Origin of the sequence: Brachybacterium sp. P6-10-X1, from assembly GCF_001969445.1 — a bacterium.
GTDB lineage: Bacteria > Actinomycetota > Actinomycetes > Actinomycetales > Dermabacteraceae > Brachybacterium.
On sequence record NZ_CP017297.1, the window covers coordinates 356,719 to 369,573 of the forward strand.

Consider the following 12,855-nt stretch of genomic DNA (forward strand, 5'->3'; position numbering starts at 1 on the left):
CCGGGCCGGCGGGCACCGGGTGCCTCAGCCGTCGATGCCGAGATCGAAAGCCGCGTCGAGATCCCGCTTGGAGTAGGTCTTGAAGGCGATGTTGGTCGAGGTGTCGAGCACGCCGGTGACCTTGCTGAGCTGGTCGGCGATGACGCCGGCGAGATCCTCGTGGGCGCGCACCCGCACCACCGCGATGAGATCCACGTCCCCGGTGACGGAGTAGACCTGTTCGATGCCGTCGAGGTCGACGATGGCCTCGGCGACCTCGGGGATGCGGGCGGACTCGACGACGATCGAGACGATGGCGGTGATCATGACTTCTCCTAGGAGCGGGGCGGAGGCGCCGAGCGCGCCGGGACGTGTGCTGGAAGCCTATGCCCCGGGCCCCGGGGAGGTCCGGGCGAAGCGCTCTGCGAGATTCTCGAGATCGAACCGGGCCCGCGCGGGCTGGGACCACTCGCCTTCGAGGAGCACCGTGCGCATGTCGTCGGAGTCCAGCCAGGTGAGAAGGATCTCGGCCTCCTGGTGGTATCCCTGGCACATGGGCGCGGCGAGCTCCGCCTCCCCGGTCCCGGTCGCCGCCAGCGAGCGGGCGACGGCGAGAGGGTCGGCTCGGGCGGGGACGAGCGCGGTCCCGGCGAAGCGTCCGTGGCGGACGGCCAGCAGTTCCCAGCCGCGCCCGCCGATCACCGCGTCGGTGCTGGGCCGGGCGGCGACCAGGAGGGGGACCGCGGCGATCGCCCGCAGGCGGGCGGCACGACGGGCGGCGTCGAGGAAGCTGCGGGCCAACCGGCGCAAGGTCTCCGCGTCCTCGTACCGTCCTGCCGCGGTGTGAGCGCGCATCCGCGCCGCCACATGATCGAGCACCTCGCGCGGGTCGGCGAGCATCGCCCGACGGATCCGGTCCCGATGGCCACCGCCGGGCAGCGTCCGGGCCGTGCCCCGTTCGAACGACGCCCCGCGCCCGAGCACGGCATCGGTGAGCAGCCCCCGCAGCGGCTCGACGTCGTGGCGCGAGGCGAGGGGCCCGATCTGGGCGGAGCCGTCGGCCTCCTCACGGGCCAGCCGTGCGGCGCGCAGGCCCTCGGTGCCGCTGCCCAGCCGCAGCCACCACGCCTTCTGGGGTGTCAGGCCGTGCCGGTTCGCGGGCGGCTTCTCGGCGGCGATGATCCGCAGCTCCCGGACCGCGGCCTCGGTCGGGGTGGAGCATTCGATGACCCGGACCGACTCGGCCCGCGGCAGCATGTCCAGCACCTTGCGCCGGGTCTCCGCCGCGGTGAAATAGGTGCGCACCCGGCTGCGGAGATTCCGCGAGGTGCCCACGTAGAGCACCTGCTCCTGGGCGTCGAGGAACCGGTAGACCCCCGGGACGGACGGGACGGTCTCGGCGAGATGCTTCTTGCGCAGCTGGACGGGGGTCGCCCGACGGTGCGCCGAGGAGAGGTCCTCGAGGGTGGCGGCGCCCCGCGGCCCCAGCCGCTCGATGATCGTGTGGAGCACGTCGACCGTCGCCCGGGCGTCCGACAGCGCCCGGTGATCCGGGGCGACGCTCGCCCCGACGTGCGCCGCTAGGGTGGAGAGCTTGTGGTCGCGCACCTCGTCCCGACGGAAGACGGTACGGGCCAGCGCCAGGGTGTCGAGCACCTGGGGGCTGGGCCATCCGATCTCGCAGCGGGCGGCTTGGGCGCGGAGGAAGGAGATGTCGAAGCGCGCGTTGTGCGCCACCAGAGCGGCGTCCCCCACGAAATCCAGGAACATCCCCAGCACGGCGGCCACCGGCGGTGCGCCGGCCACCGTGGCGTCCGTGATGCCCGTCAGGGACGCGATGTAGGCGGGGATCGGGCGTTCGGGATCGACGAAGGTGCGGAACTCCCCGAGCACCTCGCCGCCGCGGATCTTGACCGCGCCGATCTCCGTGATGGCATCGCCGGTCGGATCGGTCCCGGTGGTCTCGAGGTCGACGACCACCAAGGTGGCTTCCACCAGCGGTGTCCCGAGATCGTCGAAGCTCAGCTGGCGGCGTGCGGACATGCCCGCAGACTACGACGCGGCTCCGACACCCGGGAGCGCGCCGCCGCGTGCCGCCGCTCACCCGGCCCGGGGCTGCGGCGGAGGAGCCGGGGAGCGCATCGGCACCACCTGAGCGACGGACGGGCCGGCGCCCTCTCGCTCAGGAGGCGGGCTTGGCGCGGGAGTAGATCGTCTCGATCACCGGCGCCATGTCCTGGACCACCACGTTGCGCTTGAGCTTCAGCGACGGGGTGAGGTAACCGTTCTCCTCCGTGAAGTCGGAGTCGATGACCTCGAACGCACGGATCGACTCCGCCCGCGAGACGGTGGCGTTCGCCTGGTCGACGACGGTCTGCAGCTCGGCGCGGACCCGGTCGTCCTGCGCCGCCTGCGCGATCGTCATCTCCGGCAGGGAGTTGTTCGCCAGCCAGGTGGGCAGCATCTCGGCGTCGAGGGTGAGGATCGCGGCGACGAAGGGCTTCTGGTCGCCGATCACGACGCACTGGCTGACCAGCGGATGGGCGCGCAGCTGGTCCTCGAGCGGGGCGGGGGAGATGTTCTTGCCCCCTGCGGTCACGATGACCTCCTTGCGGCGCCCCGTGATGGTCAGCGCACCGTCCTCGCCCAGCGCGCCCAGGTCCCCGGTGCGGAACCAGCCGTCGTGCAGCGATTCGTCCGTGGCCTCGGGGTTGTTGTGGTATCCCGCGAAGACCATCACGCCCTTGACCAGGATCTCGCCGTTCTCGTCGATCGCGACGGTGGAGCCCGGCAGCGGCGGGCCGACGGTGCCGGGCCTGACCGACCACGGGAGGTTCACACAGACCGGCGCGGTGGTCTCGGTGAGGCCGTAGCCCTCCAGCACCGTCACGCCGATGCCCTGGAAGAAGTGCGCCAGGCGCTCGCCCAGCGGCGCCCCGCCGGAGACCGCCCACCGGACGTCGCCGCCCATGGCGTCGCGCAGCTTGCCGTAGACGAGCTTGTCGAAGACGGCGTGCTTGACCTTCACGGAGATCGGCACGGTGCCGGCGGTGCGCGCCTTCGAGTACTCGATCGCCGTCGCGGCGGCGGCGGTGAAGATCTTCCCGCGCCCCCCGGCGATCGCCTTCGCCTCGGCACCGTTGTAGACCTTCTCGAACACACGCGGCACGGCGAGCAGGAACGTGGGCTTGAAGGCCTCGAGGTCAGGGAGCAGGTTCTTGGTGTCCGGGGTGAACGCCGTGGTCACCGGCCGTGCGGCGGCGAGGACGGTGATCAGCCGGGCGAAGACGTGTGCCATGGGCAGGAACATCAGCAGCCGTGAGCCCGAGGGGAGCACGTGCTCGCCGAGCAGGTTCACGGCGCTGCGGGTGGTGTCCACGAAGTTCGCGTGGGTGAGCTCGGCGCCCTTGGGGCGACCCGTCGTGCCGGAGGTGTAGATGATCGTGGCGACGTCCTCGAGCCGACGTGAGGTGCGGCGGGCCTCGAGGTCCTCGTCGCTGACGTCGGCGCCGCGCGCCTTGAGCTCCTCGACGATGCCGTCCTCGATCACTCCGATGTGCTCGAGCGCGGGCAGCTCGCCGCGCACGGACTCCACGTCCTCCTGGTGGCGCGATGCCTCGACGAGGATGAATCGGGCATCGGTGTCCGAGGCGATCCACTGGATCTGACTGGGGGAGGAGGTCTCGTAGATCGGGACGCTCACCCCGCCCGCCCACCACACGGCCCAGTCGGCCAGCGTCCACTCGTACCGGGTGCGGGAGAGGATCGCCACGACGTCCCCGCTGGCGAGTCCGGTGGCGAGCAGCCCCTTGGCGACCTGCTTGACCTCGTCGACGAAGTCGGAGGTGCTCATCGGACGGTACGTGCCGTCCGTCTGAGCGTGCTCGAAGATCGGCACGCCGGGGTGTGCCCGCAGGCGCTCCAGGAGGAGATCGGTCGCGTTCTCGTCCGGTCTGCTCTCGTGCTGCGGGACGGTCGTGAACTGCTTCATCGAATCTCCTTCGATCCGGGCCGGTGCGCATCCGCGTCATCCAGAACGCCTGCCCGGACGCGCTGATGGGGGTCGATGCGATCCTACGTCAGCGCCGCATACGATAGGTCGCGACAGGCTGGAGGGCGCGGCCTCGTCGAATCCAGCGGACCCAGCGATCATGCGTGATCGAGAAGGAGCAGCATGCTCTCCATCGGAGTGGACATCGGCGGCACGAAGATCGCGGCGGGGGTCGTCGACGAGAGCGGTGAGATCATCGCCGCGACCACGCGGAGCACGCCCGCCACGGATACGGAGCAGATCGAGGCCGGGGTCGCCGATGCGGTCGCGGAGCTGCGCACGGACCATCAGGTCGTGGGCGTCGGGGTCGGAGCGGCCGGGTTCGTCAGCTCGGACCGGCGCACCGTGAAGTTCGCGGCGAACCTGGCCTGGCGCGAGCACGCCCTGGCCGATGAGCTGGAACGGCTCACCGGTCTGCCCGTCGTGGTCGAGAACGATGCCAACGCCGCCGGGTGGGCCGAGTACCGCTTCGGGGCGGCGACGGAGGCACGGCACATGCTGATGGTGACCGTGGGCACCGGGCTGGGCGGGGCGATCGTCCTGGACGGGCAGCTGATCCGGGGCAGCGGCGGGTTCGCGGGCGAGGTGGCCCACATGACCGCCGTGCCCGACGGGCAGTGGTGCGGGTGCGGCCGCCAGGGCTGCCTGGAGCAGTACACCGCGGGAACCGCCCTGGTCCGCACCGCCAAGCGCCGGGCCTCCGCGGGCGATGCGCTGATGGGGCCCCTGCTGCAGGCCGCGGGGGGCGCCCGCAAGGAGATCGACGGCCCCCTGATCACCCGACTGGCCCAGCAGGGCGACCCAGGCGCCCGCGAGCTGATCGCGGAGCTCGGCTCCTGGCTGGGGGTCGGCGTCGCCTCGATCTCCTCCTTGCTGGACCCCGACATGATCGTCGTCGGCGGCGGGGTGGCCGCCGCGGGCGATCTCCTGCTGGACCCGGCCCGCACCGCCTACGCCGGACACCTGACCGCGCGGACGCACCGGGACCTGGCCCCCTTCGTGCTCGCCGGCATGGGGAACCGGGCCGGCATCGTCGGCGCCGCCGACCTCGCCCGTTGAGGCGCTCAGACCTCCGCGCCGTCGCCGCCCCCGTCGCGAGAGCGGGGCACCCGCAGGAGCAGGGAGATGACGCCGCCCACGGTCGCGAGGGCACCCACCCACCCCAGGGCGCTCGGCAGGGCCGTCGTCACCGAGGCAGCGACCAGCAGGAGGAACCCTCCGATCAGCGCGGTCCAGGACCACAGGGCACCCGAGGAGGGCTGTGGGAGATCAGGGTCCGGCGGCTCGAAGTCGCCGTAGAGCACCTCGTCGTCGTCGAGCTCGCGCGGGCCCGCCGCGCCGCGCAGACCGCCGATGCCGTCGCGGGGGCCGGCGGCGGGATGCGCCGCGCGCGAGCGGGCCCGGGACTCCTCGCTCGGGGGTTCCGGAGGGGAATCGGCGCTGGGGGAGAAGAGAGCGTCGCCGGCGAAGGGGCCGCGGTCGTCCTCCGGGGTCTCCGGCGCGGCCGGTTCCCGTGGGGCGTCCCCGGGGCCCAGCACCATGCCCTCGTCCTCGAGCATGCGGGCGAACTCGGCGTCGACGTCGCGAGGATCGGGCGCGCTGCCGCGTTCCGGGGTCATCGGCCACCTCCTGTCGCCGGGAGGCGGCGGTCCAGGAATCGGGCGGACGCCTCGAACAGCTGCGGCGCATCGTGGTCCATCGGGGCCAGATGGTAGCTGCGAGACAGGCTGAGGCGCTGCACCGGCCCGGCCACCCCGGCGGCGACGAGGTCGCTGTCGTGCGGCGGGACGGTGTGGTCGGTGCGGGAGGTGGCCAGGAGCAGCGGCACCTGCACGTCGGCGAGCCGGTGGCGGGTCCGGGAGAACAGGCGGCGCAGCTGGGCGACGGCTCGCAGCGGCGTGCGCTCGTACGCCTCCTCGACCACGCCCTCCCGGGCGACGTCGGACCCGATCCCGGCGATCGTGGGCACCAGCGGGGCCAGGAGGCCGGCGGCGCCCGCGACCACCGGGAGGGTCATCCCGGGGTTCACCGCCACCAGGGCCGCGAGTCGACCGCGCAGCATGGGGTCCTGTCCCAGGGTCAGCGCCAGCGTGCCGCCCATCGACAGCCCGCCCACGGCGATCGGACCATGGCGCTCGGACAGCTCCAGGGCCGCGTCGCGCACGGGGCGGTACCAGTCCTGCCACCGCTGGGCGGCGAGGTCCTGCCAGGTGGTGGCGTGCCCGGCCAGCAGAGGCAGCTCCACCTCCCATCCGCGGGCGGCGTGGTCCTGGGCCCAGGAACGCAGCGACTGCGGGGAACCGGTGAATCCATGGCACAGGAGCAGTCCGCCGCGCGGGTTAGAGTGACCCCGCGTGCGCCAGGGCCGGGACAGTTCGCTGAACGCCATGGGTACATCGTCGCACCCCCGCCGCCCTGCTTCATCCCCGTCCGAGACCCCCGGGACACCGGGGCCCGCACCTGAGGAACCCGTCGTGCTGTACGAACTCGCCAAACCCGTCGTCATGGGCGTGGTGAGGGTGCTCTGGAACCCGACGATCACCGGGGCCGAGAACATCCCCGACCACGGTGCCGTCATCCTGGCGTCGAACCATCTGGCCTACTCCGACACCGTGTTCCTGCCCGGACAGGTGCGGCGCACCGTGCACTTCCTGGGCAAGTCCGACATCTTCGCGGGCGGTTCCCCGCTGAACAAGCTGGTCGCCCGGGTGATGCGCGGCCTGGAGGTGATGCCCGTGGATCGCACGGGCGGTGATGCCGCCGGCTCCGCGATCGAGGCGGGCCTGAGCGTGCTGCGGGCGCAGAAGGTGCTCGGGATCTACCCCGAGGGCACGCGCAGCCCCGACGGCCGCCTCTATCGCGGGAAGACCGGCGTGGCCCGCTTCGCGCTGGCCACCGGGGCCCCGATCATCCCGGTCGCGATGCTCGGAGCCTTCGAGGCGCAGCGCGGACGGCGCATCTTCCCGCGGCGTGCGCCCCGGGTCCGCGCCGTGCTCGGGGAGCCGCTGGACGCCGAGGAGATCGCGCGTTCGCTCGAGGGGGCGGACGAGTCGCAGGTCCTGCGGACGGTGACCGACGCCGTCATGGATCGGATCCAGGAGCTGTCGGGCCAGGAGCGCAGCGAGGAGTACGCCGCGGACGTCAAGCGCCGCCGGCGCACGGGGGAGCAGGGCGGTCGACGGGACGCGGGGCCCGGTCCGGCGGGATGAGCCCGCGAGGGTCCGCGGACCGTGGTCCTGCTCACTGGGATCCCGACGCTGCCGGGCGAGGGACTGCGTACCCTGTGGGGGTGACTCAGTACAGCCCCGATGCCCCCGCCCGCGCCCACGACTTCACGCTGTCCTCGGCCGACGACGGCCTGGCGGCGCTGGGTGCGTGGCGTGAGTATCCGCGGGTCCAGCAACCGGTGTGGCCGGACGAGGATCGCCGCCGCGACGTCTTCGACGACCTGCGCTCCGCCCCGCCGCTGGTGTTCGCCGGCGAGGTCGACGTGCTGCGCGAGCGCGTCGCGGCCGCGGCCCGCGGCGAAGCGTTCCTGCTCGCCGGAGGCGATTGCGCGGAGACCTTCGCCGACTCGACCGCGGACCGGATCCGCAACAAGATCCGCACCATCTTGCAGATGTCCGCCGTGCTCACCTACGGCGCCTCGGTGCCGGTGGTGAAGATGGGGCGGATGGCCGGGCAGTTCGCGAAGCCGCGCTCCTCGGACGAGGAGACCCGCGACGGCGTCACCCTGCCGACCTATCGCGGCGACGCCGTCAACGCCTACGCCTTCACCCCGCAGGACCGGATCCCGGATCCTCGTCGCCTGTGGCAGATGTACACCACCAGCGCCTCGACCCTGAACCTGCTGCGTGCCTTCACCGGGGGCGGCTTCGCCGATCTGCGCGAGGTGCACTCCTGGAACCGCGGGTTCACCTCGGGCGCCGGGTACGACCGCTACGAGGAACTGGCCGCCCAGGTCGACAAGGCGATCCGCTTCATGGACGCCATCGGCGCGGACTTCGACTCCCTCAAGGTCGTGGAGTTCTACGCCTCGCACGAGGCGCTGCTGCTGGACTACGAGGAGGCTCTGGCCCGCATCGACTCCCGCAGCGGGGAGATCTACGGCTGTTCCGGACACTTCCTGTGGGTCGGCGAGCGCACGCGTCAGCTCGAGGGTGCGCACGTGGACTTCATGGCACGTCTGCGCAACCCCATCGGGGTGAAACTCGGACCGGACGCCTCGGTCGACGATGCTCTGCGCCTGGTCGACCGGCTCGACCCGGAGCGTGAGCCCGGGCGCCTGACGTTCATCACGCGGATGGGGGCCGGCAAGATCCGCGATCGGCTCCCGGCGCTGGTGGAGGGCGTGCGCGATGCCGGGGCGCAGGTGGCCTGGGTGACCGACCCGATGCACGGCAACACCATCACGTCCTCCAACGGGTACAAGACCCGTCGATTCGAGGACATCCTCGACGAGGTGGTCGGCTTCTTCGAGGTCCACCAGGGACTGGGCACGGTCCCCGCCGGCCTGCACATGGAGCTCACCGGTGACGACGTCACGGAGGTGCTCGGCGGCAGCGGCGAGATCGACGAGGAGGGCCTGACCCGGCGCTACGAGACCCTCGTGGACCCCCGTCTGAACCACCAGCAGTCCCTCGAGCTGGCCTTCCTCGTCGCAGAGATGCTCTCGCGCCGCTGAGACCGCTCCCGCCCGGCTCGGGACCGCGCCGGCACGTCCCGCGGGACGTGCCGGCGCCGTCGTGTCGGGCGCCCTGCCGCCTGTGGGGCGCTGCTTCCTGGGGAGCGATGTCGTCCGTGCGGTCGGCGCAGGGCTCTGACGACGGGCTGCTCAGAACACCGTGATCGTGATCGCGGAGCCCTTGGCCACCTCGGTCCCGGCCGCGGCGGACTGCTCGTAGACCAGCCCGAACACCGGCTCGCCCCGGTCGTGCCGCACGGTCACGTCGAAACCGGCGGCTTCGAGGGTCTTCTTCGCCTCGGCCTCCGACTGCCTGAAGACGTCCGGGACCGTCACCATCTCGGGGCCGAGGGAGGTCACCAGGGTGACGGTGTCGCCGCGGTGGCCCGTGCCGGACGAGGGGGACTGGGAGATGACCGCCCCGGCGGGGACGTTCGCCGAGTGGGCCGAGGAGGCCGCCACGGCGAACCCGGCCGATTCCAGGGCGCTGCGGGCGGCTTCGCCGCTCTTACCGGTCTGGTCGTCGATGGTGATCGGTCGCGGACCCTGGGAGGCGACCACGTGCACCTCGCCCCCTGCCGGCAGCGCCTCGGCCTCCTGGGACTGGGAGATGACCTCTCCGGCCGGGACGGTCTCGGAGTACTCGGGGTCCTCCTCGACGAGCACCAGTCCCAGCTCCTCGACCTCCTGGGCGGCCGAGTCCAGCTCGGCGCCGACCAGATCGGGGACCGGGAAGGTCTCGACGCCCTTGGAGACCACCACCTCGATGTTCGTCCCCTTCTTGACCGTGGTCCCCGCCCCGGGATCGGCCGCGATGACATGCCCGGCGGGGACCGTCTCGTCGAAGGTCTGCCGTGTGGTCACACCCAGATCGGAGGCGGCGAGCACGGCCTCGGCGTCGCTCAGCTCGGTGCCGGCCAGCACCGGGATGGTGCGGTCCGCCCCGGGGCCGGTGTTGAGATACCAGTCGCCGCCGGCCCAGGCGCCGGTGAACAGGGCGGCCAGCAGGCTGAGCGCGGCGAGCACGGCGACCGGGCGAGAGCGGTGCCTGGTCCCTGGCGGGAGGTGGCGGCCGCGTCGTCCCTTCGGGGCCCGCATCACGACGGTGCGCCGACCGGCATCCTCCTCGCCCGTGCCCTCCCCCCCGTCCGCGGCGTCGGTCCGGGCCGCGTCGTCGGCTCGAGCCACGTCCTCGCCCCGGTCCTCGTCGTCGGGTCCGGTCGGCGCCCCGGCGGTCTCCGCCTCGGCCGTGCCCTGCGGTGCGTCGTCCCCCGTCTGCGTGGCGAGGGACTCCCCGCCGGCGGAGGGCAGCAGCGCCGAGGACGGGGCGTCCCCGGTGCCGGGGAGGAGGCCGGCGGGGAAGGCGCGCGGCCCGCCGTGCAGCTCGGCCACGACGTCCTCGAGCGGGGAGGTCGGTCGCGGCACGTCCCCGGTGTCGCCGTCCTCGCGGGGGACGGGCCGCCGGTCGAGGACCGGTCCCGGCAGGGAGTCGGTGAGCTCGCGCACGGCGGCCAGCAGCTCGGCGGCGGTCGCGGGGCGCTGCTCGACGACCCGGGAAGCGGCCCACGTGACCAGGGAATCGAGCTCCCGCGGCAGCCCGGTCACCCGTGTCGAGGGTGCCGGGATGTCTTCGTGGACATGCTGGAACGCGATGTGGACGGGCTGCTCGCCGACGAACGGCTGACGGCCGGTGAGCATCTCGAAGAGCACCACGCCGAGCGAGTAGAGATCGCTGCGTTCGTCGCTGTGCCCGCGGGTGACGACCTCAGGGCTGATGTAGGCGACGGTGCCGAGCAGGGTCGCACTCGCCGAGGAGTTGCTCGCCCCGATCGCCCGGGCGAGACCGAAGTCGGCGACCTTCACCACGTCGTCGGGGTCCAGCAGGATGTTCTCGGGCTTGATGTCACGGTGGACGATGCCTGCAGCGTGCGCGGCCACCAGGGCCTCGAGCACCTGCTCGGTCACCTGGAGGGTCTCGCGGATGCTCAGGCGGCCCTGCTCGACCAGCCGTGCTCGCAGCGTCTCGCCCTCGACGAGCTCCATGGCGAGATAGATGCGGTCCTCGTCCTCCCCCTGGTCGAAGACTCCCACGACGTTGCGGTGCGCGAGCCGTGCCGCGGAGCGTGCCTCCCGGCCGAACCGACGCCGGAAGTCCTCGTCCGCAGCGAGGTGGGGATGCATGATCTTCAGGGCGACCACACGGTCGAGGCGCTCGTCGTGCCCGCGATGCACCGTCGCCATTCCGCCGCGCGCGATCTGCTCCTCGACCCGGTAGCGGTCGTCGAGGAGCAGGCTGATGCCGGGGGAAGTCGACGTCGCCGCGCTCACGGGCCCAACCTAGGCCGTGAGGGTGCGTGAGATCCGGACCGACACACGGCGGTCGGGGACGAGAACCGTGAGATGTGTCCTCCATCCTGCGACGGAAGGGCCCGGGTGCGCGGATCCGCTCGGCATGACAGTCTGGTGTCGTGAACGACCTCGACGACCTCATCACCGACTGGCTGACCCTCCCCGACGTCGCGCGGCGACTGGATCTGGAGATCTCGCGCGTCCACCGCCTGATCGAGGACGGGGAGCTGGTCGCCGTCCGGCGGGGCGACCCCGTGCGGCGCGTGGTCCCGGCGGAACTGCTGACCGACGACGGCATCGCGCGGCACCTGAAGGGCACGGTGACCCTGCTGCGCGATGGCGGTTTCGACGACGTGGAGCTGCTGACCTGGCTGTTCACCGACGACGAGACACTGCCGGGGAGGCCGATCGATCAGCTGCGCAGCGGTCAGCGCGGCGAGGTGCGGCGCCGCGCCCAGGCGCTCGCTCTCTGACCTCGGGCGGACCCCGGACGGCGCAGCGCGGCACCCGACCCGGGACGTGCCCGGAGCCCTCGGGTCTCAGGCGGGCAGTGACTCGACGTCCGTGGCGAGGTCGGCGAGCGCGGAGAGCCCGGTCCTGCCGAGCGCGCCGATCCCCGCCGCGTCCTCGAGCAGGTCACGGCCGTGGCGGGCGCGCTCGCGCACCTCGTCCGCGACCGAGAGGACGGCACCGGTCGTGACCATGAGGTCATGGGCGGCGGCGATCTGCGACGGCGCGGCATCAGGTCGGCCGACCACCCCGTCCAGCAGAGCACGGCCGGCGTCGTCCGCCGCGGCCTCCGCCCGGGCCAGCAGCACCGTGCGCTTGCCCTCGAGGAGGTCGCCCCCGATCGGCTTGCCGGTCTCGTCCTGATCGCCGACCACGCTGAGCAGGTCGTCCCGCAGCTGGAAGGCGGTCCCGACCTCGATCGCCCACGAGGACAGCCGCTCGAGCACGGCGTCGGGGGCACCCATCAGCGCCGCGCCCACCCGCACGGGCCGCAACACGGTGTAGGGCACGGTCTTCCAGCGGATCACCGCCAGCGCCGCCTGCTCCGCATCCGGCGCGGACGCGAACCCTCCGGCCTGGTGCAGGATGTCCAGGTACTGCCCCGACATCACCTCGGTGCGCAGCTCGTCGAACTCACGCCGGGCCCGGGCGGCGCAGGCCGGATCGCCCTCGACGGTGTTGGCCAGCTGCTCGGCCCAGGTCAGCGCCAGGTCCCCGAGGACGATCGCGACCGCGACGCCGAAGCCCTCCGACGATCCGGCCAGGCGCTCGCGGTGGTGCTGCGCAGCAGCAGCGGCGTGGAGAGCAGGCCGACCCCGGCGGAGGGGGGAGTGATCGATGACGTCGTCATGCATGAGGGCTGCGGCCTGGACCAGCTCGATCGCCGCCCCACAGCGCGCGAGGGCCTCGATCTCCGCCGCGCCGGGCTCGCGGCCCAGCGCTGCCACCCCGCCCCAGAAGCAGAATCGTGGGCGCAGCAGCTTGCCGCCCTCGAGGTAGGAGGCCAGGGAGTCCACCAGCGTCGCCGTCTCGGGGGAGATCTCCGCGAGGCGGCGCCGACGAGTCTCGAGCTCCGCCTGCGTGATCTCCGTGATCCTCGCGACCAGGAGGTCGTCGTACTCGCGTGCACGGTCGCCGGTCGGCGGTGCCTCGGCAGTGGACATCGGCCCTCTTTCTCTTGCTCGGACACGACGATCCTCCCATGTCCCCCTGACCGTCCCCGGAGCTCTGCTCGGGCATTCCTCCACAGCCCCCCTCCGTCCACAGAGCGGCGCTCGGGCCT

General features: G+C 72.6%; 11 protein-coding genes. 4 read left to right on the forward strand and 7 right to left on the reverse strand.

Going from position 1 to position 12,855, the window contains the following annotated elements; genetic code table 11:
- Window positions 1-24: 24 nt before the first annotated feature.
- From BH708_RS01595 to BH708_RS01605, 3 genes are all read right to left on the reverse strand, one after another.
- Window positions 25-306, reverse strand: a complete 282-nt coding sequence (locus BH708_RS01595) for an Lrp/AsnC family transcriptional regulator (RefSeq protein ID WP_076806059.1) — start codon at window positions 304-306, stop codon at window positions 25-27.
- Window positions 307-363: 57 nt separating this feature from the next.
- Entirely contained in the window at window positions 364-2,022 is a 1,659-nt protein-coding gene (locus tag BH708_RS01600; protein ID WP_076806061.1) for a DEDD exonuclease domain-containing protein, read from the reverse strand.
- Window positions 2,023-2,161: 139 nt separating this feature from the next.
- Window positions 2,162-3,970: a long-chain fatty acid--CoA ligase gene (locus BH708_RS01605; protein WP_076806062.1), complete on the reverse strand. Its 1,809-nt coding sequence runs from the start codon at window positions 3,968-3,970 to the stop codon at window positions 2,162-2,164.
- 183 nt (window positions 3,971-4,153) lie between these two features.
- Here BH708_RS01605 and BH708_RS01610 point away from each other — a divergent pair, with 183 nt between their 5' ends.
- On the forward strand, window positions 4,154-5,089 hold the full coding sequence (locus BH708_RS01610; protein WP_076806065.1) for an ROK family glucokinase: 936 nt from the start codon (window positions 4,154-4,156) through the stop codon (window positions 5,087-5,089).
- Between the two features lie 5 nt (window positions 5,090-5,094).
- Here BH708_RS01610 and BH708_RS01615 read toward each other — a convergent pair whose 3' ends face one another.
- Both BH708_RS01615 and BH708_RS01620 read right to left on the reverse strand, forming a co-directional pair.
- Entirely contained in the window at window positions 5,095-5,649 is a 555-nt protein-coding gene (locus BH708_RS01615) for a hypothetical protein (protein ID WP_076806067.1), read from the reverse strand.
- On the reverse strand, window positions 5,646-6,419 hold the full coding sequence (locus BH708_RS01620; protein ID WP_076806069.1) for a carboxylesterase: 774 nt from the start codon (window positions 6,417-6,419) through the stop codon (window positions 5,646-5,648). Before BH708_RS01620 ends, BH708_RS01615 begins: the two co-directional genes overlap by 4 nt.
- A gap of 85 nt (window positions 6,420-6,504) precedes the next feature.
- Here BH708_RS01620 and BH708_RS01625 point away from each other — a divergent pair, with 85 nt between their 5' ends.
- Both BH708_RS01625 and BH708_RS01630 read left to right on the forward strand, forming a co-directional pair.
- A complete protein-coding gene (locus BH708_RS01625) occupies window positions 6,505-7,239 on the forward strand; it encodes a 1-acyl-sn-glycerol-3-phosphate acyltransferase (RefSeq protein ID WP_083713189.1) in 735 nt (244 codons plus the stop codon).
- An 80-nt stretch (window positions 7,240-7,319) separates the two neighbouring features.
- A complete protein-coding gene (locus tag BH708_RS01630) occupies window positions 7,320-8,714 on the forward strand; it encodes a class II 3-deoxy-7-phosphoheptulonate synthase (protein WP_172805722.1) in 1,395 nt (464 codons plus the stop codon).
- 150 nt (window positions 8,715-8,864) lie between these two features.
- Here BH708_RS01630 and BH708_RS01635 read toward each other — a convergent pair whose 3' ends face one another.
- Window positions 8,865-11,042, reverse strand: a complete 2,178-nt coding sequence (locus BH708_RS01635) for a Stk1 family PASTA domain-containing Ser/Thr kinase (protein WP_076806070.1) — start codon at window positions 11,040-11,042, stop codon at window positions 8,865-8,867.
- Window positions 11,043-11,182: 140 nt separating this feature from the next.
- Between BH708_RS01635 and BH708_RS01640 the strand changes: the two genes are divergently transcribed.
- Window positions 11,183-11,536, forward strand: a complete 354-nt coding sequence (locus tag BH708_RS01640; RefSeq protein WP_076806072.1) for an Rv2175c family DNA-binding protein — start codon at window positions 11,183-11,185, stop codon at window positions 11,534-11,536.
- 66 nt (window positions 11,537-11,602) lie between these two features.
- On the opposite strand, the gene BH708_RS01645 is transcribed toward BH708_RS01640, so the two are convergent.
- On the reverse strand, window positions 11,603-12,736 hold the full coding sequence (locus BH708_RS01645; RefSeq protein ID WP_076806074.1) for a polyprenyl synthetase family protein: 1,134 nt from the start codon (window positions 12,734-12,736) through the stop codon (window positions 11,603-11,605).
- Window positions 12,737-12,855 lie beyond the last annotated feature (119 nt).

What these genes read in the sequence shown, in the direction of transcription:
- BH708_RS01610 (WP_076806065.1), top strand. Translation starts at nt 4,154, where the DNA reads ATGCTCTCCATCGGAGTGGACATCGGCGGCACGAAGATCGCGGCGGGG.
- BH708_RS01615 (WP_076806067.1), bottom strand. Translation starts at nt 5,649, where the DNA reads ATGACCCCGGAACGCGGCAGCGCGCCCGATCCTCGCGACGTCGACGCC.
- BH708_RS01595 (WP_076806059.1), bottom strand. Translation starts at nt 306, where the DNA reads ATGATCACCGCCATCGTCTCGATCGTCGTCGAGTCCGCCCGCATCCCC.
- BH708_RS01605 (WP_076806062.1), bottom strand. Translation starts at nt 3,970, where the DNA reads ATGAAGCAGTTCACGACCGTCCCGCAGCACGAGAGCAGACCGGACGAG.
- BH708_RS01620 (WP_076806069.1), bottom strand. Translation starts at nt 6,419, where the DNA reads ATGGCGTTCAGCGAACTGTCCCGGCCCTGGCGCACGCGGGGTCACTCT.
- BH708_RS01645 (WP_076806074.1), bottom strand. Translation starts at nt 12,736, where the DNA reads ATGTCCACTGCCGAGGCACCGCCGACCGGCGACCGTGCACGCGAGTAC.
- BH708_RS01600 (WP_076806061.1), bottom strand. Translation starts at nt 2,022, where the DNA reads ATGTCCGCACGCCGCCAGCTGAGCTTCGACGATCTCGGGACACCGCTG.